Annotated in this window: 16 protein-coding genes; 11 read left to right on the forward strand and 5 right to left on the reverse strand. The window is 37.1% G+C overall.

Annotation, left to right across the window (positions count from 1 at the left end; all coding sequences use genetic code 11):
• Positions 1-9 precede the first annotated feature (9 nt).
• Genes GZ212_RS02220 through GZ212_RS02230 form a run of 3 tightly spaced genes read left to right on the forward strand, consistent with a single transcriptional unit; the run spans position 10 to position 4,348 of the window.
• On the forward strand, positions 10-2,742 hold the full coding sequence (locus GZ212_RS02220) for a reprolysin-like metallopeptidase (protein ID WP_166956895.1): 2,733 nt from the start codon (positions 10-12) through the stop codon (positions 2,740-2,742).
• Between the two features lie 47 nt (positions 2,743-2,789).
• The gene (locus tag GZ212_RS02225; protein ID WP_166956897.1) at positions 2,790-3,902 is read left to right on the forward strand and encodes an FAD-binding oxidoreductase; all 1,113 of its coding nucleotides are present in this window, start codon (positions 2,790-2,792) and stop codon (positions 3,900-3,902) included.
• Positions 3,902-4,348, forward strand: a complete 447-nt coding sequence (locus tag GZ212_RS02230; RefSeq protein ID WP_336245943.1) for a 3-oxoacyl-ACP synthase — start codon at positions 3,902-3,904, stop codon at positions 4,346-4,348. Before GZ212_RS02225 ends, GZ212_RS02230 begins: the two co-directional genes overlap by 1 nt.
• A 1-nt stretch (position 4,349) precedes the next feature.
• Here GZ212_RS02230 and GZ212_RS02235 read toward each other — a convergent pair whose 3' ends face one another.
• From GZ212_RS02235 to GZ212_RS02245, 3 genes are all read right to left on the reverse strand, one after another.
• Positions 4,350-5,261 carry an ABC transporter ATP-binding protein gene (locus tag GZ212_RS02235; protein WP_166956901.1) on the reverse strand — a complete coding sequence of 304 codons (912 nt, stop codon included), beginning with the start codon at positions 5,259-5,261 and terminating at the stop codon, positions 4,350-4,352.
• 26 nt (positions 5,262-5,287) lie between these two features.
• Entirely contained in the window at positions 5,288-7,378 is a 2,091-nt protein-coding gene (locus tag GZ212_RS02240) for a prolyl oligopeptidase family protein (protein WP_166956902.1), read from the reverse strand.
• Positions 7,379-7,485: 107 nt separating this feature from the next.
• The gene (locus GZ212_RS02245) at positions 7,486-9,039 is read right to left on the reverse strand and encodes an aldehyde dehydrogenase family protein (protein WP_166956904.1); all 1,554 of its coding nucleotides are present in this window, start codon (positions 9,037-9,039) and stop codon (positions 7,486-7,488) included.
• Positions 9,040-9,159: 120 nt separating this feature from the next.
• On the opposite strand from GZ212_RS02245, the gene GZ212_RS02250 reads away from it, so the two are divergent.
• The 7 genes from GZ212_RS02250 (at position 9,160) to GZ212_RS16210 (ending at position 21,761) form a co-directional block, all read left to right on the forward strand.
• Entirely contained in the window at positions 9,160-10,230 is a 1,071-nt protein-coding gene (locus tag GZ212_RS02250) for an isoaspartyl peptidase/L-asparaginase (protein ID WP_166957259.1), read from the forward strand.
• Positions 10,231-10,306: 76 nt separating this feature from the next.
• The gene (locus tag GZ212_RS02255) at positions 10,307-15,874 is read left to right on the forward strand and encodes an alpha-2-macroglobulin (protein ID WP_166956906.1); all 5,568 of its coding nucleotides are present in this window, start codon (positions 10,307-10,309) and stop codon (positions 15,872-15,874) included.
• Complete coding sequence (locus GZ212_RS02260) at positions 15,871-16,590, forward strand: YqjF family protein (RefSeq protein ID WP_166956908.1); 720 nt, start codon at positions 15,871-15,873, stop codon at positions 16,588-16,590. The genes GZ212_RS02255 and GZ212_RS02260 overlap by 4 nt, the downstream gene beginning before the upstream one ends.
• The gene (locus tag GZ212_RS02265) at positions 16,587-16,898 is read left to right on the forward strand and encodes an antibiotic biosynthesis monooxygenase (protein WP_166956910.1); all 312 of its coding nucleotides are present in this window, start codon (positions 16,587-16,589) and stop codon (positions 16,896-16,898) included. The genes GZ212_RS02260 and GZ212_RS02265 overlap by 4 nt, the downstream gene beginning before the upstream one ends.
• Before the next feature lie 151 nt (positions 16,899-17,049).
• Positions 17,050-18,228 (forward strand): mannonate dehydratase, encoded by a 1,179-nt coding sequence (gene uxuA / locus GZ212_RS02270; protein WP_166956912.1) that lies wholly within the window; start codon positions 17,050-17,052, stop codon positions 18,226-18,228.
• Positions 18,229-18,370: 142 nt separating this feature from the next.
• The gene (pbpC, locus tag GZ212_RS02275; RefSeq protein WP_370520428.1) at positions 18,371-20,722 is read left to right on the forward strand and encodes a penicillin-binding protein 1C; all 2,352 of its coding nucleotides are present in this window, start codon (positions 18,371-18,373) and stop codon (positions 20,720-20,722) included.
• A 130-nt stretch (positions 20,723-20,852) separates the two neighbouring features.
• Complete coding sequence (locus tag GZ212_RS16210; RefSeq protein ID WP_166956914.1) at positions 20,853-21,761, forward strand: AEC family transporter; 909 nt, start codon at positions 20,853-20,855, stop codon at positions 21,759-21,761.
• A gap of 6 nt (positions 21,762-21,767) precedes the next feature.
• On the opposite strand, the gene GZ212_RS02285 is transcribed toward GZ212_RS16210, so the two are convergent.
• Positions 21,768-22,310, reverse strand: coding sequence for a YciI family protein (locus GZ212_RS02285; RefSeq protein ID WP_166956916.1), 543 nt, complete (start codon positions 22,308-22,310; stop codon positions 21,768-21,770).
• Complete coding sequence (locus GZ212_RS02290; RefSeq protein ID WP_166957263.1) at positions 22,298-22,771, reverse strand: CYTH domain-containing protein; 474 nt, start codon at positions 22,769-22,771, stop codon at positions 22,298-22,300. The genes GZ212_RS02285 and GZ212_RS02290 overlap by 13 nt, the downstream gene beginning before the upstream one ends.
• 44 nt (positions 22,772-22,815) lie before the next feature.
• On the opposite strand from GZ212_RS02290, the gene dinB reads away from it, so the two are divergent.
• Positions 22,816-23,916, forward strand: a complete 1,101-nt coding sequence (dinB, locus tag GZ212_RS02295) for a DNA polymerase IV (RefSeq protein WP_166956918.1) — start codon at positions 22,816-22,818, stop codon at positions 23,914-23,916.

The raw sequence follows: 23,916 nt of genomic DNA on the forward strand, positions 1-23,916 counted from the left end.
AGTATAAAAATGAGAAAAAATTACACAAAATCATTTCTTTTTTTATTGATTTTTGGTTTTTCATTATCACTTTTTTCACAAAATGAAAAAGGTGTTTGGACAAAGACAACCAATAAAAATACAAGAAATGCCACTTTGGCTTTTGGAAAGGCCTTCCCTTCAAAAGCAGAATTTTACCAATTGGATTTGGACTTGTTAAAGTCCAAATTGCAGAGTGCACCAAATAGAAGAACCAACCAAGGAACTTCTAATTTAATCATTGAATTTCCTAATTCTCTAGGAGGCTTTGAAGCTTTTAGGATTAAAGAGGCTTCTGTTATGCATGAGGATTTACAAGCAAATTTCCCTAATATTCGCTCGTATGAAGGTACAAGTATAAATCATCCAGGCAGAAAAATACGCTTCAGTATAACTCCTAAGGGATTACATACCATGACGCTAGGAAACATTGAAGCAACAGAATATATCGATCCTTACATGAATAGTGAGGACACATATATGGTTTATTCTAAAAAGGATTTGCCTGTGATAAATGATTTTGTTTGTGAATTCGAGGATGATTCAATGGATTCAAATAAGAACAATGTTCAATCTCAGTTTTTTAATGCAGATGATGGCTTATTGAGAGATTATAGGTTGGCACTAGCTTCTACTATAGAATACTCAGAATTTCATTGGATGGCTGCTGGGTTAACAGTATTAGATTCTGAAGCAGATAAAAAAGCTGCGGTTTTAGCTGCCATGGTAGTCACAATGACACGTGTAAATGGTATTTATGAGCAAGATTTATCTGTAACGATGACCTTGGTCCCAGATAACTTAGATATTATTTATATTACTTCTGATAGCTTTGATAATAACAATGCATCTACCTTAATAAACCAAAGTCAAACGATAATTACCAGCGTTATAGGTACAGCCAATTATGACATTGGCCATACATTTAGTACTGGTGGAGGAGGTTTAGCTGGATTAGGTGTTGTTTGTAATAGTACTCAAAAAGCAAGAGGAATTACAGGATCGCCATCACCAGTAGGGGATGCCTATGATGTGGATTATGTGGCTCATGAAATTGGTCATCAATTCGGTGCACCTCACACTTTTAATGGTAATACAGGTAACTGTGCAGGAAGTAATCGTACCGCATCCAATGCTTATGAACCAGGTAGTGGAACAACTATAATGGCTTATGCGGGCATTTGTGCTCCTCAAAACATTCAAAGTAATAGTGATGATTATTTTCATCAAAAGAGTTTACAAATGATGTGGGATGTTATAACCACTTCTGCAAACTGTGCTACTACTACCGATACAGGAAACAGTGCTCCTACTTCTGATGCTGGTTCTGATTACTTAATTCCTATGTTAACCCCTTATAAGTTAATGGGAGCATCAACAGATGTAGACGGAATAGATACGCATACATTTACTTGGGAGCAATATGATTTAGGACCAGCTGGTGTTCCAACAGAGACTACGGCGTCTGGACCAATGGTAAGATCATTTAAAGGCACTGAAAACCCAATAAGATACATTCCTAATTTACAAGATTTGTACATCACCAACGGATCTACTGATTGGGAAAAATTATCTGGTGTAGCCAGAGATTTAAACTTCAGACTTACCGTAAGAGACAATGATGAAGCTGGAGGTCAAACTGCTGTAGATGAAATGACTGCCACTGTTACTACAAGTGCTGGACCTTTCTTGGTAACTTCTCAAACAGAAGATCAGTTGGTTTGGACTCCAAACGAAACAGAAACAGTTACATGGGATGTTGCAGGAACTACAGGAAATGGTGTCAATACGGCTAATGTAAATATTTTATTATCAACTGATGGCGGACTGACATATGGTACCATATTAGCCGCAAATACTCCTAATGATGGTTCAGAAGCTATCACAGTACCTAATGTTTCTGCGCCTTACTGCCGAATTATGGTAGAGGCTGCTGGAAATATCTTTTTCTCTGTGAACCAAAAGTTCTTTGCAGTAGGGGATTATGTTTATGAAACAGTAAACGTTTGTGAAGATTACACATTTAATCTAGATGCAGCTATAACAGAAAGTAGTGACAATAGTTATCCTGGAATATCTATGACTATAAATGATTCCTTTACCATCTCAGATATTAAAACACATGTGGATATCACGCACCCAAATATGGGTCAAGTTAATGTGTTGTTTTGGTTTCCATGGTCAACTGCATTAAATACAGGTATCTGGTACAATGAAACTTCTTGTACAAATGCAGATATGGATAAATGGTTTGGATTGGATGGTGTTGATCCTACTTGTTCTACTAACGATGACACTGAATTTACACCATACTCATTGACTAATTTCACAGATGCTGTTGGTGAGAATAGTGCCGGTGATTGGATTGTTTATTTTAAAGATGTAGTTGTTGATGGATCAGGAGGAACACTTAATACATTTACGATACAGTTATGTAGTGAAGATGTAGCTCCAGTATTATCGACTGAATCATTTGAAATTAATGACCTTGCTGTTTATCCAAATCCTAACAATGGAAATTTCACCGTGAAGTTTAGACCTACATCAAGTCAGGTAGGATTGGAAGTTTTTGATATTAGAGGAAGACAAGTATTTAAAAATGAATATACCGCTTCTGGAGATTTTTCTGAAACAATACAATTGAATAATGTTCAATCTGGCTTGTATTTATTAAACATTATGGATGGTTCCAAAAAGGTTACCAAGAAAATAATAGTTAACTAAATAGAATCTTTTAAATTATCAAGGCCCCAATTAGGGGCCTTTTTTATATGAATTTATCTTATTGGGAAATAAAATCGTGGCTCACAAATGTAGATTTCACCATTATAGGGAGTGGTATTGTTGGGCTGAATACTGCTTTAAATCTAAAGGAAAGATTCCCGGAGTCTAGTATTTTGATTTTGGAAAAAGGAATTTTGCCCCAAGGCGCTAGTACTAAGAATGCTGGTTTTGCATGTTTTGGAAGTTTGAGCGAACTTTTAGATGATTTAAAAACCCAATCGGAAACTGCAGTATTTGAACTTGCCAAAAAGCGTATTAAAGGATTAGAACTCTTAAGAAAGCTGGTGGGGGATAAGGGAATGGGGTATGATCCAAATGGGGGGTATGAACTGTTTCTTAAAAAAGATCCCATTTATGAGGAATGCATGGAAAACATTTCTCGAGTTAACAAGTTATTACAGCCACTATTTAATAAAAATGTATTTCAGGTTTGTGAAAATAAATTTGGGTTTCAAAATATTGAAGACCAATATGTTTTTAATCCATTTGAAGGGCAGCTAGATACTGGAAGGATGATGGAAAGATTATTGCAAATGGTCCAAAATAAAGGAATCAAAATACTGAATGGAATAGAGGTGTCGTCATTTTTAGAAACGAATCATGGTGTTCAGATAAAGACTAAAGAATTTGAGTTTAGTACCTCTAAACTATTTATAGCAAACAATGGATTTGCAACACAATTATTGGAATTATCTGTTAAACCCGCTAGAGCACAGGTCCTTATTACCAAACCAATAGAAGATTTACACGTCAAGGGAACATTTCATTTGGATCAAGGATATTATTACTTTAGAAATATCGATAATAGAATTTTGCTTGGAGGCGGTAGAAATTTAGATTTCAAAGGGGAAGAAACAGTTGAATTAAACCAAACTGAATTAATACAGAATTCATTGGAAGCCTTATTAAAAACGGTCATACTACCCAATAAACCTATTGAAATTGATCATAGATGGAGCGGTATAATGGGTGTTGGCGAGACAAAAGCGCCCATTGTCAAACAATTATCAAACCATGTTTTTGCTGGTGTTAGACTGGGAGGGATGGGTGTAGCAATTGGTAGTTTAATTGGTAAGGAATTGGCAGAATTATTAGATTGATGATAAAGGAAGAACTTCTTAATATCTGTTTGGAAATGACCAAAACTCGGATTAAGGCTATTCAAAAAGGCATTTTTGAAATTCAAGAGTCCATGCTATCTGAAACAAAGAGTAGTGCGGGTGATAAGCACGAAACAGGAAGAGCTATGTTGCAATTAGAACGTGAAAAAGCAGGTAACCAACTGTCAGAAACAGAAAAACTTTTGGAAATCTTAAATAGGATTAATCCGAAGCATGTATCTGAAAAAATTGGGCTAGGTAGTGTAGTCTATACTTCAAGACACAACTATTATATTGCTGTTAGTTTAGGTGAATTAAGTGCGGATGGAATAGCTTTTTATGCCATATCACCAAATACTCCCATGGGTAAAATTTTAATTGGAAAACAACTTGAAGACACCATAAACTTTAATGGTCAAACCTTTGAAATAACGAAAATCGAGTAAATTATTTACTTATAGAAAGAAAGACTGTTTCTCCTTCTTCCAAAGCATGAGCATGATGAAAGTAAATGGATTTTCCTTTGTATATGGCTTCTATCAAAAAGGTTTGTCCTAAAAAATAGGATTTTTTGATAACAGATTCCATTTCCGAGTGATTAACTACTTTTAATTGGTGGGCATAAACAATCTCCTCATCAATCTTATTGTATTCTTCAAAGAAGGAAGCAACTAATTTGTTTTTCGGGTGATTATACAGGGACATGGGTGTGCCTTGTTCTAGAATTTTGTGATCATTCAGAACAATCATTTTATCAGAATAAGGGAGTACATCCTCTTTATCATGGGTTGCCACCACGCAACTAACATTGTTTCGTTTTAAGTAGTTGAAGAAATTCCTTCTTAATGGGTGTTTTTTAAAATTATCAATATGTCCAAAGGGTTCATCGAGTAACATAATTTCGGGCTCTTTGGCAATTGCTCTAGCTAGGGCTACACGCTGTTTTTGTCCACCACTTAGTGTTTTTACCTTTACTTTTGCAAATTCCGTAAGACCAACTACTTCAAGCAATTCTTCAACGCGCTTCTGTTTTTCTTCCGGATAAAAATTGGAAAGATGTTTTCCCACGTTTTCTTCCACCGTAATAAAAGGCATTAAATCAAATTCCTGAGCTACGTATTTCATGAAAGGGTAACCAACAACTAGATTGTGTTTAGGTCCAAGCACTTCGGTATCTTTCCAAAAAATCTGTCCATGGTCCAAATCCATTTCACCATATAGAAGTTTTAAAAGCGTACTTTTTCCAGACCCGCTTTCACCAATTATGGAAACATGTTCACCTGGTAAGACTTCAAACGAAATGTCTTGTAAAATAGGTGTTTTATTATAAGAAAATGAGAGGTGATTTACTTTAAGCATGTGCAAAAATACCAATAAAAAATGCCCTAGCCCTTTATTTTTTCATGTACTTCAGCAGGAAGTTCTTTATAACCCATATTAAATAACGTAAAGCCATAAATATCTGCCCATTCTTGCATTTGTAAAGAGATTGGTTTTCCTTCACCATGACCAGCATTGATGTCGATACGAATTAATACCGGATTTTCCCCAGTTTGTTTTTGTTGAAGTTCTGCTGCAAATTTATAACTATGTGCTGGAACCACCCTATCATCGTGATCGGCGGTAGTGATAAGGGTAGCCGGATATATTTTGTTGTTTTTTACGTTATGAACTGGCGAATACCCCAAGAGGTAATTGAACATAGCTTCACTATCCTCAACAGTTCCATAATCATAGGCCCAACCTGCACCCGCTGTAAAGGTATGGTATCGTAACATGTCTAGAACACCTACGCCGGGTAGTGCCACTTTCATTAAATCTGGTCTTTGGGTCATTGTGGTACCAACGAGCAATCCACCATTGGATCGACCAGAAATAGCTAAAAACTCTGAAGCGGTGTACTGTTTTTCAATCAAATATTCCGCGGCTGCAATAAAGTCATCAAATACATTTTGTTTTTGTCTTTGTGTTCCCGAAATATGCCAGTTTTTACCATATTCACCGCCACCACGCAAATTAGGGACAGCATAAATACCGCCTAAATCTAACCAAACCGCATTGACGACACTAAAAGAAGGAGTTAGACTGATATTAAACCCTCCATAACCATAAAGCATGGTAGGATTTTTTCCATGACGCTTCAATCCTTTTTTATAAGTGATGATCATTGGGATTTTAGTCCCATCCTTTGAACGATAAAAAACCTGTTCACTTGTATAATCAGAGGAATTGAAATCGATTTTTGGTTTCCAATATAAACTTGATTTTCCAGAAGTGGGATCAAATTCATAGATGCTATTAGGGGTCTTGTAATTGGTAAAACTGTAATAAAGTAGTTTTTGATTTTCTTTTCCAGAGATAGGAGTAGTGCTCCCCTTTCCGGGTAGATCAATAGTTCTTACTAGAACACCATTATATTGATATTGTTTAATCGAACAAATGGCATCTGTCATGTATTCAGCAAAAATAAATCCAGCACCTTTGGATGGAGTTAAAACATATTCTGTTTCAGGAATTAGATCAATCCAATTTTCCGGTGTTGGATTCCTTGCATCAACCATAACGATTTTTCCATTAGGAGCCTTCAAGTTCGTGTATAGAAACAGATGGGTTTCATTATTGTCTAGTAAATAGGTGTCCGAATCACAGTGATCCAAAACAGTTAAAAGGGGTGTTGCTTCATTTTGAAGGTCTTTTAGGAATAACTTGTTTCCTGAGGTAGAAACTCTAGGGGTCAAAATGAGATATCTATTATCTTTCGTTACAGTAGCATAAATATAACGGTGCTTTTCCTCTGCTGTAAACCCATAAATTTTTAGATCTTGCCTTTGCTTGGTTCCTATTTTATGATAGTAAACTTTATGTTGGTCTGTTTTTGAGGACAATTCGCTTCCTTTTGGTTTGTCATAACTAGAGTAGTAGAAACCCTCATTGCCTTTCCATGATAATTGACTGAATTTTATATCAACCAAAGAATCTCCTATCTGTTCTTTAGTTTGTGTGTCTATCACAACTACTTTTCTCCAATCGCTACCACCTTCAGAAACCGAATAAGCTGCCAAGGAACCATCTTTGGTAAAACTGATTTGAGACAGGGATTTGGTTCCGTCTTTTGAAAATGAGTTGGGATCTAAAAAAACTTCATCATCTCCAACTTCCCTTTTTCGATATAAAACACTGTGGTTTTGAACACCATTATTTTTATAATAATAGGTCTCGTTTCCCTCTTGAAATGGCGCCCCAACCTTTTCATAATCCCATAATCCTTTCAGTTTTTTAGCAATGGTGTTACGATAATCGATTTGATTTAAATATTGATTGGTAACTTCATTTTGAGCTTTCACCCAATCTTTAGTGTCTTTACTTTGATCATCTTCTAGCCAGCGGTAAGGGTCAAGTATTTCGGCTCCAAAATAGGTAGATTTGGAATCCCCTTTTTTTGTTTCAGGGTATTTCATGGTTGATGTTTTATCCATTTAATGTCTCCTAAATTAGCTAATTTATGTTGTACTGAATCAGTAAGTATGGGAATAAAAAAACCGTTTCGGTGAGGAAACGGTTTTGAATATAGAGTTTTTGTTTTTTATAAATCAAACTTGATTCCTTGCGCTAAAGGAAGCTCTGTTGTGTAGTTAATGGTATTGGTCTGCCTGCGCATATACACTTTCCATGCATCAGAACCTGATTCACGGCCGCCACCAGTTTCTTTTTCACCTCCAAAAGCACCTCCAATTTCGGCGCCTGAAGTTCCGATGTTTACATTGGCAATACCACAATCTGAACCGGCATGAGATAGGAATCTTTCAGCTTCTCTTAAATTATTGGTCATTATTGCTGAAGACAGGCCTTGAACCACTCCGTTTTGGATTTCAATAGCATTTGCAACATCTCCAGAGTATTTCATAAGGTATAAAATGGGAGCAAAGGTTTCGTGTTGAACAATCTCAAAACTGTTTTTAGCTTCTGCAATGGCAGGTTTTACATAACACCCACTCTCATAACCTTCTCCTTCAAAAACACCACCGTCAACCAAAACAGTTCCTCCTTCTTCAACTACTTTTTCTAAAGCGTGCAGATACATAGAAACGGCATCTTGATCGATAAGTGGACCCACGTGATTATTTTCATCCAATGGATTACCTATTCTTAACTGGTTGTATGCTGCAACTAAGGCATCCTTCACTTGGTCATAAACACTCTCATGGATAATAAGACGACGGGTAGAAGTACAACGTTGACCACAGGTTCCTACAGCCCCAAAAACAGCTCCTATCACCGTCATTTTGATATCAGCATCAGGAGTGACAATAATGGCATTATTACCTCCCAATTCCAGTAAACTCTTTCCAAGTCTTGCTGCCACCTCTTGAGCCACGATTTTACCCATTCGGGTTGAGCCAGTAGCTGAAATCAATGGGACTCTTTGGTCTTTGGTCATATATTCTCCAACCTTGTAATCCCCATTAACTAGACAAGAAATTCCTTCTGGAAGGTCATTGTTTTTTAGAACTTCGGCGATTAAATTTTGACAAGCAATGCCACAAAGAGGTGCTTTTTCACTAGGTTTCCAAACGCATACATCACCGCAGATCCAAGCAAGTGCCGTGTTCCAACTCCAAACCGCCACAGGGAAATTGAAAGCAGAAATAATACCTACAATTCCCAGAGGGTGGTATTGTTCATACATTCTATGCCCAGGGCGCTCACTGTGCATTGTAAATCCATGAAGTTGACGTGAAAGACCTACTGCAAAGTCACAGATATCAATCATTTCCTGAACTTCTCCTAAGCCTTCTTGATAACTTTTTCCCATTTCATAAGAAACCAATTTGCCTAAAGCTTCCTTCTTTTCTCGAAGCTTGTCTCCAAACTGTCTTACTATTTCACCCCGTAATGGAGCGGGCTTTAATCGCCAGGTTTTGAATGCTTCTGAAGCGGTCTTCATCATTTTTTCATAATCATCCTTTGTGGTGGAAGTTACCTTGGCAATTAATTGGCCATCAACGGGAGAATAACTCTCAATGATGTCTCCTTCACCAAAGCAATTTACTCCTGTGGATGTTCCTGGATTTATTCCTTTAACACCTAATTCGTTTAGTGCTTTTTCGATTCCAAAATCGGTTGCAACTGCTTGCATAATTAGTTTTTTTATAATTTATAGCTGTGTTTTTTGCGAAGGTACTAATATTAAGTGGCTTATTTAAATGATGTTGGTTCAAAAATGTTAACTTTATTGTTCTTATTAAGACTCCAAATGATGAAATCAATTGCACCTATATTTCTGGTATTTTTTTGGCTACTGTCATGTCATCAATCCCAAAATCAAGGGAAGATAGACCAGGGATTTTCTTCTTTGGAAAAATCGGAAACCAAACCCCAATCCTTTGCTATTGTTATTCATGGTGGTGCCGGAACCATTCTTCGTGAGAACATGAGTGCTGAGCAAGAAAAGCAATATCGGGATAAGCTTGAGGAAGCAATAAAAGTGGGACATCAAATCTTGAAAGATGGAGGTAGTAGTTTGGATGCTGTGGAGAGAACTATCAATGTTTTGGAGGATTCGCCATTATTCAACGCTGGGAAGGGTGCTGTTTTAACCAATGAAGGGACTGCCGAATTGGATGCTTCCATTATGGATGGAAAAACACTGAATGCTGGAGCTTCGGCTGGAACCAAAACTGTTAAAAACCCCATTTCTTTGGCGCGGGTTATCATGGAAAAATCACCACATGTCATGATGGCTAGTCAAGGAGCAGATATTTATGCTAATGAACAAGGGTTATCTACTGTTGAGCCTTCATATTTTATTGTTGAAAATCGGGTACAATCCCTAAAACGACTTCAGGAAGCCGAAAAGAAAAAGAAATCGTCCCAAAAGCAAGGTTTTTATGATTCCAAGATTAAAGATTCTAAGTTTGGAACCGTAGGTTGTGTGGCCCTTGATAAAAACGGGAATTTAGCAGCGGGTACTTCTACCGGCGGTATGATGAACAAACGTTGGGGTCGGGTTGGTGATTCTCCAATCATTGGAGCCGGCACCTATGCAAATAATGGTACATGCGGGGTCTCCTGTACGGGTTGGGGTGAATTTTTTATTAGAGGCATGGTAGCTCATGATATTTCGGCATTGATGGCTTACAAAGGCATGACTTTAAAAGAAGCTGCCAAAGAAGTAATTCAAAAGAAAGTTCCTGAAATGGGTGGTGACGGTGGACTCATTGCAATTGACAAAACGGGTGAAGTGGTCATGGAATTTAATACGGCTGGGATGTTCCGCGCTTCAATGAATGATCAAGGTGATTTATATATTGGCATGTTTTCTGAGTAACTTATCAGAGTATGACTAAAAATTCATAATTTTTAAAATTTAATATTAACCTACTTTAATACCGTCATTTTAAACAATGATAAAAAGCAAGTACCTCTCAATTCTACTAATAGGGTTATTAGTATTTTCCTGTAGAAAAAATGATGTAGAAACCAATAATATCTACAGATTTAAAGAGTATATCAGTTTTACTACCTCGGGTTTGGTTTCGGTGGCAGACCCCATTCAAATTAATTTGGCCAAGGAGGTAGAAGGCTGGTCCCCAGACATGGCATTAGATAAAAAATTGCTAAAGGTTGACCCTTATGTAGAGGGGAAACTTACCGCAGTAAATAATCATGCCTTCGTTTTTACTCCCGATGAACCCTTGGATTCTGATACGGAATATACCGTGACTTTGAAACTTAAGGATGTATATAAAGATGTTTCAAAGGAATTATCTGAATTCACCTTTCAATTCAAAACTATTAGACCCAATTTTACTGTGGTAACCAATAGCCTTCAATCCTATGATAGGGAATGGCAGTATTTAGAGGGTGCCTTAAAGTCAGCCGATATCATTTCCATTGAAAAAGCAAAAAAACTCATCCAAGCGACTCAAAATGATGAGTCTCTTGCTATTGTTTTTAATGAGGAAAGCACTGCTTCAAGAAATTTTGATTTCAAAATAGATAGTATTCACAGGGAAATTGAAGATGATCACATATTGATTAAATGGGATGGGGAAGCGATTAAAGCGGATAACAAAGGAGAAAATTCTTTTTTAATTCCCGGGATCAATAATTTCTCAATTATAGATGTTTCAGTTACCCAGAATCCAGAGCAATGTTTGGTTTTAAACTTTTCAGATCCATTAAAAAAAGAACAAAATTTTGATGGGTTAGTAAGTATTGAGAACTCAGCTACCCCAAAATTTTTGGTCAATGGAAATGTGTTGAGGGTCTATCCTAGTTCCAAACTTGTCGGAAATATTCAAGTAGATGTTTTTCAGGGAATCACTAATACGGAAGGCTATAAATTGAAAAAACCATTTTCAGAAACAGTTTCTTTTGAAGAGTTGAAGCCTCAAGTGAGGATGTTAAGTAGTGGTGTGATTTTACCCAATTCTAAAGAGTTGAAATTAAATTTTGAGGCAGTTAACCTAAAGGCTGTTGATGTTAGGGTTATCAAGATTTTTGAAGACAATGTGCTTCAGTTTTTACAGGAAAATGATTTTGGAGACACTTACACAAGCAATCTGCGCCGTGTGGGAAGAAGGATTGCAAAAAAAACAATTCCATTAGTTCAAAACGAACAGGAATACCAAGGGAAGTGGAAGGCTTATACTTTGGATCTATCCAAGTTTTTTCAAGCTGATCCTGGGTCACTTTACCGCGTAGAAATAAGTTTTGAGCAAAGTTATTCCTTATATCATTGTGATACCAATGATTCAGTCTCAAGCAACGATGAGGACGAATCCTATTATTATGAAGAAGACTATGCAGAAAACGAAAGTGAAACTTATAATGAAGATGAAGAATTAAGGGAAGAAGCTTACTGGGATAACTTGACGTATCGATACAAAAATTATACTTACAATTGGAAAGAACGTGAAAATCCTTGTCATAATGCCTATTACCACGAAGATAGAGTTGTTTCCCAGACACTGTTGGCTTCCAATTTGGGAGTGGTTGCAAAAAGAGGAAATAATAATACCTATTTCTTTGCAGTAACCGATTTGCTTACTACCGAACCAGAAGCAAATGCAACGGTGAAGCTTTACAATTATCAACAACAAGAACTTGTGCAAAGCACAACGGATGAAAAGGGTTTTACCATGATTGACTCAGATCAATTTGCATCCTATGCTGTTGTAATCAAAGGTCGCAGTAAGGCCTATATTAAATTGAATGATGGAAATTCACTGTCACTAAGCAAGTTTGATGTATCAGGGAATAAACTGCAAAGAGGCTTAAAAGGCTATTTATATGGGGAAAGAGGCGTTTGGCGACCAGGCGACACGCTTCATTTGGCGTTTGTTTTGAACGATAAGGATAATGAACTTCCGAACGGCCATCCAGTCAAATTGGAGCTCACAGATCCGAATGGTAAAATGGTTTACAAAGAAGTGAGATCAGAGCATGTGAATCACTTTTATAAGTTTACAGTTCCAACCACTTTAGACGATATAACAGGTAATTACAGTGCCAAGGTCTCTGTAGGAGGAGCCAAATACTACAAAACCATCAAGATTGAAACGGTCAAACCCAACCGATTGAAAATAGACTTGGATTTTGGAGACGGCATAATTACCAAAGAATCTTCCTTGATGGCTGATTTGGGGGTACATTGGTTACATGGTGCGCCAGGTAAAAATTTAAAAGCTGAAATCAAAGCTAAATTCACTGCTTCCTCTCAAGGATTTGATAACTACAAAGGCTATTCTTTTCAAGATCCATCCAAAGTTTTTAAAACAGAAGAATTAACTGTTTTTGAGGGAAAAGTTGACGAAAATGGACAGGCTAATGTTCATAAACAAATTAATCTGGAAGGTAGTGCGTCAGGATTGTTAAAAGCTCAATTTTTGGTGAGGGCTTTTGAAAATGGAGGTGATTTTTCCATTGATGCTTTTAGTAAAACCTATGCGCCTTATGATGCCTTTGTCGGATTAAAAATGCCTGAAGGAAACCAATATGGTGGGTTTGAAACGGGAAGGAATCAAACCTTTAAAGTCGTTTTGGTAGATGCCCAGGGAAAACCGTTACAACGTGAGGGCTTAGAAGTAAAAGTGTATAAAGTGGAATGGCGTTGGTGGTGGAATGCATCTTATGATAACCTTTCCAGCTATGTTTCAAATAATTACCACAGGTCGGTTTATGATACCAAACTGAATACAAATTCAAAAGGAGAAGGTGCTTTTAACTTGAATATTCCAGATAGTGGAAGAGGGCGTTATTTAATTAGAGTTATTGACACAAAAGGAGGCCATTCTACTGGAAGTACAGCCTATTTTTATAAAAATTGGTGGGATGCTGTTCCCTCTGGAAACAAAGATGCGGCCAAAATGCTGGTATTTAATGCAGACAAAGAAACTTACCAAACGGGAGAGACCGCTAAAATAACCTTTCCTTCCGGGGAAGAAGGACGTGCTTTGATTAGTATTGAGAATGGTACCGAGGTGCTTGACTACAGATGGGTAAAGACTAAAAAAGGTCAAACATCGGTTGACATTCCTATTACTTCAGAAATGGCACCCAATGTGTTCGTTAATATTTCTCTCTTGCAACCACATGCTGTCACTTCAAATGATTTACCCATTAGGTTGTATGGTGTTATTCCATTGATGGTCGAAAATAAGGATACTAGACTTCATCCTCAATTGGATATGGCCGATGAGCTGAAACCTGAAACCGATTTTAAGGTGACTGTTTCAGAAAAAAACAATAAAGCCATGACCTATACCTTAGCCGTTGTGGATGAAGGATTATTAGATTTAACCCGATTTAAAACACCAAATGCTTGGGATGATTTTTATGCCCGAGAGGCTTTAGGAGTTAAAACTTGGGATCTTTTTGATCAAGTGATTGGTGCCTATTCAGGAAGTATTGATCAAGTGTTTTCTATTGGTGGTGATGGTTCTATTGAAAAAGGTAAGAACAAAAAAGCCAATCGATTTAAACCGGTGGTTATGTATTTAGGTCCTTTCAAATTAGAAGCAGGTCAAAAAAAGGAGCATCATTTGATGATGCCAAATTACGTTGGGTCAGTAAGGGCCATGGTTGTAGCTGGCAACAATGATAAGGAAGCATACGGGAATGTTGAAAAGGCAATCCCTGTTAAAAAGCCACTTATGGTTTTGGCAAGTTTGCCAAGAAATTTAAGTCCTTCAGAAAAAGTGCAATTACCTGTCACTGTATTTGCTATGAAACCACATGTCAAGTCGGTGGAAGTGAGTCTTAAATTAAGTGATGGACTTTCTGTTGTGGGCGAAAAAATTAAAAAAATAAATTTTGATAAACCTGATGAGAAAATGGCCTATTTTGAATTGGATGTCCATAAGGTTAAAGGAATTCAACAGATAGAAGTCGTTGCTCGGGGTAATGGAGAAAAGGCGACTTATAAGGTAGAGTTGGATGTATTGAATCCAAATCCTATTTCTTCCAAATCAACGGATATAACTCTGAGTGCCAATGAAAGCAAGAATATGGAGATTAGAACTTTCGGAATTGAAGGAACCAATTCGGCTACCGTAGAGTTTTCTACTATTCCTCCAATGGATTTTTCAAGACGCTTACAATATTTGATTCAATATCCTCACGGGTGTGTGGAGCAAACCACATCAAGTGTTTTTCCACAGTTGTTTTTAACTGATATTTTTGATTTAACCATTGATAAAAAGAAAGCCATCCAACAAAATGTGGAGGCAGCCATTAAAAAGCTGGCTTATTTTCAAACCTCAGATGGAGGTATGGGATATTGGATGGGAGATTCGGAGGTGAACGATTGGGGGACCAGTTATGCAGGTCATTTTTTGTTGGAGGCAGAACGAAAGGGGTATGCCTTACCGGTGATGTTTAAGTCCAATTGGTTAAAATATCAAAAAATGGCAGCTCGGGATTGGAGGCCAAGTTATCGCATTTACCACTCTGATTTATCACAAGCTTACCGTCTTTATACTTTGGCTTTGGCAGGCGAGCCTGATTTGGCTGCAATGAATAGGTTGAGAGAATTCAGTGAAATTTCAAATGAAGCCAAATGGCGATTGGCTGCGGCTTATGCTTTAGCGGGCCAAAAGGAAGCAAGTCAAGCTTTGTTGAAAACCGCAAATATAGAATTTGAACCTATCAGAAATGATTATTATACTTATGGATCTGTGGATAGGAATCGTGCTATGGCTCTAGAAACTTTGGTCTTGGTAAAGGATGGGAAGATGAGGGAATTGGCTGAGCTTATTGCTAAAGAACTATCCGGAAATCGCTGGATGAGTACACAAACAACAGCCTATAGTTTGCTGTCTATTGCTAAAATGGTGGAAAGTAATGGTGGAAAATCTTTAAAATTATCGTACATTTTAGATGGTAAAACTCATGATATTGAAACTTCAAAATCTATGGCTACTAGGGAGCTTCCCATACAAAATGGAGTTAACTCTTTGAGCATGATCAATAAATCAAACAATGTGGTTTATGTAAGAGTTTTAAATTCTGGAAAATTACCATTGGGAGAGGAGTTGGTAGAGCAACGTGGATTAAGTGTATCAGTGGCTTATAAGGATCTTAAAGGAAGCCCTATAGATATAAAGACCTTGCAACAAGGACAAGACTTTTTAGCTACTATTCAAGTATCCAATTTGAAATCATTGGCTGTTAATAATGTTGCTCTAACGCAAATCATTCCATCTGGGTGGGAAATAATAAATACCCGTTTCACCGATTTTGGTGCCGCAACCACAAGTGAGGCAGAGTATATCGATATTAGGGATGACCGGGTGAGTTATTATTTTGATTTGGACAAAAAGGGGAAAAAGGATACCAAAACATTTCAGATAATGTTGAACGCCTCTTATTTGGGAACGTATTACTTACCAGGTATTCAAGCAGAGGCTATGTATGATGATGATTATTTGGTAAGAACTAAAGGTAATTGGATAAAAGTTCAAAAATGAAAGTAAAGGAAATCGAAAGCATTACAGATCACCGACCTTTTAAGATTCCAGAGGAATCTTGGAAATACTATCAAGAATGGAACCTAGCTATTTTTATGCATTGGAGAATATCTTTGGATGACTTGAGAGCATTGGTCCCAGAGGTGTTTGAAATTGATATGTTTGATGGCTCTCCTTGGATTTCTTTAGTGGCTTTTGATATGAATAATATTGGTATTAAGAACATCCCGAAAGTGCCACATATATCAGATTTTCATGAACTTAATATTCGCACCTATGTCAAATACCAAGGAAAACCAGGGGTTTATTTTTTGAGTATGGAAGGGAGTAAGAGGTCTTCTTGTAGGGTTTTGAAAGCGTTTTCAAAACTTCCCTATCGATATTCCAATATAAATAGAAATACATTCAGCTATCATTCTAAAAATCCAGCACAACAGGATCATTATTCTGTTACTTATCGGGTAGGGGACAGTTTGGAATATAAAAGCAAGCTTGATTGTTGGTTAACTGAAAGGTATGCTTTATTCAATCCATCCAAAAAGGGTGTGTTTGAATATAACATCCATCACTTACCTTGGCCTATGAAGGAGATTCAAATAAAGGATTTGGAAGTTAATTATCAAGGATTCCCAAAGCTAAGTGAACAACCTGAGCTAGTTCATTACTCTCCCGGAGTGAAGGTGATTACTTGGAAGAAAAAGAAACATTCTCTTTGAAGACCGAATTTGTTCCATATTATGCTGTGATTTTCTCTTCTATTCAAACCGATCAAATAGAAGGCTATTCAGAAATGGCCGAAAAAATGGAACAGTTAGCGAAAAACCAACCTGGGTTTATTGCTTTGGAAAGCGCAAGAAGTGGTTTGGGAATTACAGTCAGCTACTGGAAAACCCTCGCAGATATTTCCAATTGGAAAAAGCATTCTGAACATATGATAGCTCAGGAATTAGGCCGATTTAATTGGTATGACTGGTACCATGTAAGGATTTGCAAAGTGGAGCGGGAGTATACTTTTCAGAAGTAAAACGAAATTGCGGTTCATAAAAACGTTCTAGATTTTCTGTCTTTTATTATTTTGAAATTGTAGATGAAGCCTTATGTTTGATATAGATATATTAGGAGAAGAGAATAGTAGTATTTATCCTTTCCTAAGAAAGACAAAAAACAAATAAGCTATGGAGCAAACTTGGCGTTGGTATGGTCCTAAAGACCCCGTATCATTATCAGATATAAAACAAGCAGGGGCTACAGGTATTGTGTCAGCATTGCATCATATACCTAATGGAAGTATATGGGATATTGATGAAATTATGAAGCGAAAAAAGGACATTGAGAAATATGGTCTTACTTGGAGTGTTGTAGAGAGTATTCCAGTTCATGAGGAGATAAAAACACGCTCTGGGAATTTTAAAAAGTACATTGAAAACTATAAAAAAAGTATTGTAAATCTAGCCCAATGTGGAATTCAAATTGTGTGTTACAACTTTATGCCCGTTTTGGACTGGACTAGAACAGATTTAAATTTTACAGTTGAAGATGGTTCACAAGCTTTACGATTTGATGCAACAGCATTTGCAGCGTTTGAATTGTATTTGCTCAAACGACCTGGAGCAGAAGAAATATATTCGGAAGAACAAAAATCGAAAGCAAAAGTATACTTAGAGGCTTGTTCTGAGTCAGAAAAAACAAAATTAATAAGCAATATTATTGCTGGGTTACCTGGTGCTGAAGAAGGTTATTCGATAGAACAGTTTCAAAAGGTACTAGATACCTATACGCAAATTGGTGCTGACACTTTAAGGAAGAATCTCATTTTGTTTTTGAAAGAAATCATCCCGATAGCAGAAGCCAATAAAGTTTTGATGTGTATCCATCCTGACGATCCACCATATCCTATTTTAGGTTTACCCAGGATTGTGAGTACTGAAGAAGATTATGCATATCTTTTTTCAGAAGTTCCCCAATTATCCAATGGGATGACATTTTGTACAGGATCTTTAGGTGTTAGAGCTGATAATGACTTATTGAATATATTCAAACGATTTGCCGATAGAATCCATTTTTTACATTTAAGAAGCACTAAACGGGATGCGGAAGGAAACTTTTATGAAGCTAACCATTTAGAAGGAGATGTGGATATGTTCGGGATTGTTAAGGAGGTCGTTTTGGAAGAAAAAAGAAGAAATCAAGAAGGTAGAGATGACAACCAAATCCCCATGCGTCCAGATCATGGCCACCAAATGCTTGACGATTTGAATAAAAAAACAAATCCAGGCTATTCAGGAATTGGTAGACTAAGAGGACTGGCTGAATTGAGGGGATTGGAGATGGGAATCTCAAAAAGCCTTATCTAGACAAAAACCTGAATTATCTTAACTCTTAGTTGTTCTCAAATAAGAATAGCTAGGGGTTTATTTTTATATATGGGTTTTCATTAGCTTTGAGGGAGAGTATTAAATGGAGTTCATTGACTCCAAATTTTGAAGCTGTAAAATTGTGTTTTTAAAAGCCAATTACATATATAAAAACAAGTTTAAAATTGCGGTTATTTTAGGACTGATAGTGGCCTACGCCTTTTGTCTGCCAACAACCTTGTTCAAAGAACCCACCTCTACTGTTATTACAAGTAAAGAAGGCATTTTGATGGGAGCCAAGATTGCCTCAGATGGACAATGGCGATTTCCAGCAAGTGATTCGGTTCCAAACAAATTTAAGACTTGTATCCTTCAGTTTGAGGATGAATATTTTTATAATCATCCGGGGTTTAATCCCATTTCGATAATCAAGGCTTTAAAGGAAAACCTTTCAAATGGTGAAATAAAAAGGGGCGGGAGTACGATTACGCAACAAGTAATAAGGCTTTCAAGAAAGGGGCAACCCAGAACCTATTTTGAAAAGGTAAAGGAACTCATTTTGGCAACGCGGTTGGAGTTGAGGTGCTCCAAGGACGATATACTATCTATGTATTCTAGCAATGCACCTTTTGGAGGGAACGTAGTAGGATTGGAAGCGGCATCTTGGAGGTATTTCCATAGAAATTCATCTGATCTATCGTGGGCTGAGAGTGCAACTTTGGCTGTGTTGCCCAATGCTCCAAGTCTGATATATCCTGGTAAGAATCAAACCCAGCTGTTGAAAAAACGAAATGCCCTACTAAAAAAGCTGAAAGAAGAGGATATCATTGATGAAATCACTTATGAATTGGCTTTGGCCGAAGAACTCCCACAAAAACCATTTGCGCTTCCTCAAAAAGCACCTCATTTATTGCAAAAAATGGCATTGGAACAAACAGGGAAACGGGTGGTTACCAGTTTGAATTATGCCTTACAAAATCAAGTCAATGGAATAGTAAAAAACCACTACAATCAATTACGGCAGAATGAAATCTATAATGCTGGAGTTCTAGTTTTGGATGTCCATACAAGAAAAGTGTTATGTTATGTTGGGAATACACCAACCGATAAAGCGCATCAAAAAGATGTAGATGTTATTGATAAGCCAAGAAGCACAGGAAGTGTTTTGAAACCGTTTCTCTTTTCTGCCATGTTGGATTCTGGTGAGCTTCTGTCCCAATCTTTGGTGGCCGATATTCCAACCCAGTTTGGAAGTTATGTGCCAGAAAACTTCAATAAGGAGTTTGATGGCGCAGTACCAGCTAATGAGGCACTTTCTAGGTCATTGAATGTGCCATCCGTTAGGATGCTCAAGGAATTTGGTTTGGAAAAATTTTATCGCACTTTGAATATGTTGCATTTGAAGGATTTAAAATACGGACCCGACCATTATGGGTTGTCCCTTATTTTAGGAGGATCTGAAAGCAATTTATGGGATCTTTGTAAAAGCTATGCGGCGTTATCTTCAACAGTGAATCATTATACCGAAACTTCTAGTGAATACTATTCCAAAGAATTCTGCGAACCCATTTTATTTCAAAATCAGGAAGTTGATTTTGGTACTTTAAGTTCGTCAAAAACCTTATTTGATGCGGGGTCGATTTATTTGACATTAGAAAGTCTCAAGGAAGTGAACCGGCCTGTGGGAAATGAGAATTGGGAGTTTTATGACGACTCCAAACAAATTGCGTGGAAAACAGGAACCAGTTTTGGATTTAGGGATGCATGGGCTATTGGAACCAATAAAGATTATGTGGTTGGGGTTTGGGTTGGTAATGCAGATGGTGAGGGACGACCTGGTTTGGTGGGCATTCAGGCAGCAGCGCCTCTGATGTTTGATGTATTTGATTTGTTGCCTCAAAGCACGTGGTTCTCCATTCCTTTTGATGAACTTCAGGAGGTTGAAATTTGTGAGCAAAGTGGTTTTAGGGCTTCTCCAAATTGTGAAACAGTCAATAAGGAATGGGTGCAAATCTCAGGATTGAAAACAAAGCCTTGTCCATATCACGTGTTGGTTCATTTGGATCAAGAAGAACGATTTCAAGTGAATAGTTCTTGTGAATTTTTAGGAGATATAAAGTCTAAACCCTGGTTTGTATTGCCTCCTTTAATGGCCTATTATTACAAAAGAAAAAATCCGTTTTACAAAGAGTTACCCAAATTGAGAGAAGACTGTGTGGGAGAGTCCAAACCATCTATGGCTTTTATTTATCCAAAAGCAAACAACCAGATTTTTCTTCCGAAGGATTTTGATGGTCAAACAAATGAACTTATTTTAAAAATTAGCCATTCCAAACCAGAATTCCGGGTGTTTTGGTATTTGGACAATCAATTTATTGGTCAAACAAAAGACATTCATGAATTGGCAGTTTTACCTTCATTTGGCAAACACACTATTACGGTTATTGATGAAATTGGATCTGAAATATCAAGAGACATTGAAATTTCGAAGTAGGTAATTTGGGAATACTAAAAAAGAGGTCTTTTTAGTTCAGATTCTAGAATATAAAGGCATTATTTTTAATTTTTTAAAGCATCAAGAAATTGGCTTTACAATTATCTTTGTCATATAAATTTTTGCGTTTGTGTCTAGTATAATCCTCCTCTTTTTATGTCTTTTTTTAGGGTTTATTTTTAAAAAGACCCAAATATTTCCCAAGGAGACAGTGGTGGTTCTAAATAAGTTTGTCATCTATATTTCCATCCCAGCGATGGCCTTACATTATTTGCCAAAAATTGAGTTGTCTCCAAAGTTGCTTTTCCCAGTTGGAGTGGCTTGGTTAGGGTTTTTAATTTCTTTTCTTTTGTTTTCATCTTTAGGAAAATGGTTAGGTTGGTCCAAAAGTTTAACAGGATGTATGATCTTAATGTCTGGATTGGCAAATACGTCTTTTGTAGGGATTCCGGTTATTGAAGCTTTATATGGTAAAGAGGGCTTGGAAACTTTGGTACTGGTTGATTTGCCAGGAACTTTTATTATGTTGTCTACGGCGGGAGTTACTGTGGCAGCCATGTATTCTCGAGGAAGTACGAGCTTAAAGCAAATAACAAGACGTATTCTAAGATTTCCTCCCTTTATGGCATTTTCTTTTGGAGTGCTATTGATCTTATTGCAGTTAGAGGTTCCTGAGGTAGTCGACTCTGTTTTTGAAAAATTGTCTATGACCATTTCCCCATTGGCTTTGGTTTCAGTTGGATATCAATTGAATTTAGAACGAAGAAGCAAGCACTGGGGGTTTCTTATAATGGGGTTAAGTTACCAACTGATATTGTGGCCCTTAATTATTTTTATTTTATACAAAGGTGTTTTCAATCAATCGGGAGTCAATATTAATGTTTGTGTATTGGAAGCTGGAATGGCGCCCATGATAACCGCCGCAATTGTCTCAACAGCCTACGGACTCAAGCCGAAACTCAGCAACATGATGGTTAGTATAGGGATTCCTGCTTCCTTTGTTACGCTTGGTATTTGGTATTGGATTTTAAATATGTAGGATAGATTACCTTAAAGGAAATCCCTTGGCAGCCCACCATGGATGTACTTCTATCATTAACCTTCCCGATTTAACCATAGGATCTAGATTCGCCAAACTATCTGCCATTTTCAAAGTTGGAACATTGTAAATAGTAATTCCTCTTATATCTCCATCATCGCCAAATGGGCCGGAGATGTCTGCATAACCTTTTTCATACATTCGTGTTAAGTGGGCTAGATGTTCTTCCTGTAACTTTTTAGCCTCTTCCTCATTTTGCGACCTAATCGGACCTCTTTTAAGGAAAGCAATAAAATACTGTTGCATTAAAATGGTGTCCTGGGTTTTTGAATCTACATAGTCAAAGATCTGGAAGCCTTTGTCTGTGAGTTCCTGTTTTATTTTAAGAGGAGACTTTGGTTTCTTTACCTCAGTAACATCAGTAACGACCGAATCAATGGGAGCTTCGATAGCTTCTTCAATTTCTAAGGTTTCATTTTTAGGCTCTTTACAATTGAAGGATATCAAAATCAAAAGCGTAAGGATTAAGATGTTTTTTAGTGTTTCCATGTGTTATAAGGATTTTTGCTCAATTGGGAATTGTAATAGTTTGTTTCTCCAGTAACTTCTTTTCCTAACCAATTAGGTTTCTCAAAAGATTCTGTGGTTGACTCTAATTCTATTTCTGCAATGATGAGACCTTTATTGTCTCCATAAAATTCATCTACTTCATAGGTGTGATTTCCAATGGGAATTTCAAACCTGGTCTTTTCAATTATTCCGGGTTCACATAACTTCAAAAGTTCTTGTGCCTCATCAACCTTTATGTTTTTTTCCCATTCAAATCGAGAGAGGCCATCTTCCGTAGACTTTCCCTTAACCGTTAAAAAGGCTTGGTCTCCTGAAATGCGCACTCTTACGGTTCTTTCGGGAGTGGAATTAAGAAAGCCTTGTACCAAATAGGTTTTCTTTTGAGCTTCTTGTTTGAAAACTTCAGAAGAGACTAAAAATTTGCGTTCTATTTCAACCATATTGGATGTGATATCGTCATTTAAAAATAGCATAAATTTGTGTTATGGACCAAGATATACCTATTCGGAAAATAATTCATGTGGATATGGATGCTTTTTATGCTTCCGTTGAACAAATGGATCAACCAGAATTGAAAGGTAAACCGATTGCGGTTGGCGGAAGTAGTAAACGAGGAGTTGTAAGTGCTGCAAGCTATGAAGCTAGGAAATTTGGTGTGAGAAGTGCCATGAGTGGGATTCAGGCCAAACGGCTATGCCCTGAGTTGATTTTTGTAAAGCCAAGATTTGAGAGGTATCACGAGATTTCTAAACAGATTCGAAAAATTTTTTTGGACTATACCGATAAAGTAGAGCCCTTGTCTTTGGATGAAGCGTACTTGGATGTAACTGAGAATAAGAAAGGACACCCTAGTGCAACCATGGTTGCTAAGGAAATTAGAGATCGCATTTTGGAAGAAGTTGGTTTAACGGCTTCCGCAGGTATTTCCATCAATAAATTTATTGCAAAAGTAGCCAGTGATTTTAATAAACCAAACGGTCAAAAAACTGTCAATCCTGAAGAGGTTTTGGATTTCCTTGAGGCTTTGGATATCAAAAAGTTTTATGGAGTGGGCAAGGTTACAGCCGAAAAAATGTATCAGTTAGGAATCTTTACGGGCAAAGATTTAAAAAATAAGTCACTGGAGTACTTGGAAGACCATTTTGGCAAGTCGGGCAAGTATTATTTTTACGTGGTTAGGGGTATTCATACAAGTGAAGTGAAGCCAAATAGGATAAGGAAATCCTTGGCAGCCGAACGGACTTTTAGCGAGAACCTTTCCTCTGAGGTTTTTATGCTAAAGAAGTTGGATCATATTGCCGATGAGGTGTCCAAGAGACTTCAAAAAAGTAACGTGTCTGGAAAAACGATTACTTTGAAGATTAAATACAGTGATTTTTCGCTTCAAACACGCAGTAAAACTTTGCCTTATTTTGTTCAGGATAAGAGTTTAATTCTTGAAACAGCCAAAGAGCTTCTATACCAAGATAGATTGCAAAATTCGGTGAGGTTATTGGGGATTTCACTGTCCAATTTAAATACTGAAAAACAAAAAACGCCAACAGAACCAAATTCTGTTAGCGTTCAATTGCGTTTTGAGTTTTAG

Source organism: Mangrovimonas sp. CR14 (assembly GCF_011764015.1).
In the GTDB taxonomy this organism is placed as follows: Bacteria; Bacteroidota; Bacteroidia; order Flavobacteriales; family Flavobacteriaceae; genus Mangrovimonas; species Mangrovimonas futianensis.

Excerpts from the sequence above, each read along its gene's own strand:
- GZ212_RS02225 (WP_166956897.1), top strand. The coding sequence starts at position 2,790 with ATGAATTTATCTTATTGGGAAATAAAATCGTGGCTCACAAATGTAGAT.
- GZ212_RS02255 (WP_166956906.1), top strand. The coding sequence starts at position 10,307 with ATGATAAAAAGCAAGTACCTCTCAATTCTACTAATAGGGTTATTAGTA.
- GZ212_RS02235 (WP_166956901.1), bottom strand. The coding sequence starts at position 5,261 with ATGCTTAAAGTAAATCACCTCTCATTTTCTTATAATAAAACACCTATT.
- GZ212_RS02250 (WP_166957259.1), top strand. The coding sequence starts at position 9,160 with ATGAAATCAATTGCACCTATATTTCTGGTATTTTTTTGGCTACTGTCA.
- GZ212_RS02290 (WP_166957263.1), bottom strand. The coding sequence starts at position 22,771 with ATGGTTGAAATAGAACGCAAATTTTTAGTCTCTTCTGAAGTTTTCAAA.
- GZ212_RS02285 (WP_166956916.1), bottom strand. The coding sequence starts at position 22,310 with ATGGAAACACTAAAAAACATCTTAATCCTTACGCTTTTGATTTTGATA.
- GZ212_RS02245 (WP_166956904.1), bottom strand. The coding sequence starts at position 9,039 with ATGCAAGCAGTTGCAACCGATTTTGGAATCGAAAAAGCACTAAACGAA.
- GZ212_RS02240 (WP_166956902.1), bottom strand. The coding sequence starts at position 7,378 with ATGGATAAAACATCAACCATGAAATACCCTGAAACAAAAAAAGGGGAT.
- GZ212_RS02260 (WP_166956908.1), top strand. The coding sequence starts at position 15,871 with ATGAAAGTAAAGGAAATCGAAAGCATTACAGATCACCGACCTTTTAAG.
- GZ212_RS02230 (WP_336245943.1), top strand. The coding sequence starts at position 3,902 with ATGATAAAGGAAGAACTTCTTAATATCTGTTTGGAAATGACCAAAACT.
- GZ212_RS02220 (WP_166956895.1), top strand. The coding sequence starts at position 10 with ATGAGAAAAAATTACACAAAATCATTTCTTTTTTTATTGATTTTTGGT.
- uxuA (WP_166956912.1), top strand. The coding sequence starts at position 17,050 with ATGGAGCAAACTTGGCGTTGGTATGGTCCTAAAGACCCCGTATCATTA.
- dinB (WP_166956918.1), top strand. The coding sequence starts at position 22,816 with ATGGACCAAGATATACCTATTCGGAAAATAATTCATGTGGATATGGAT.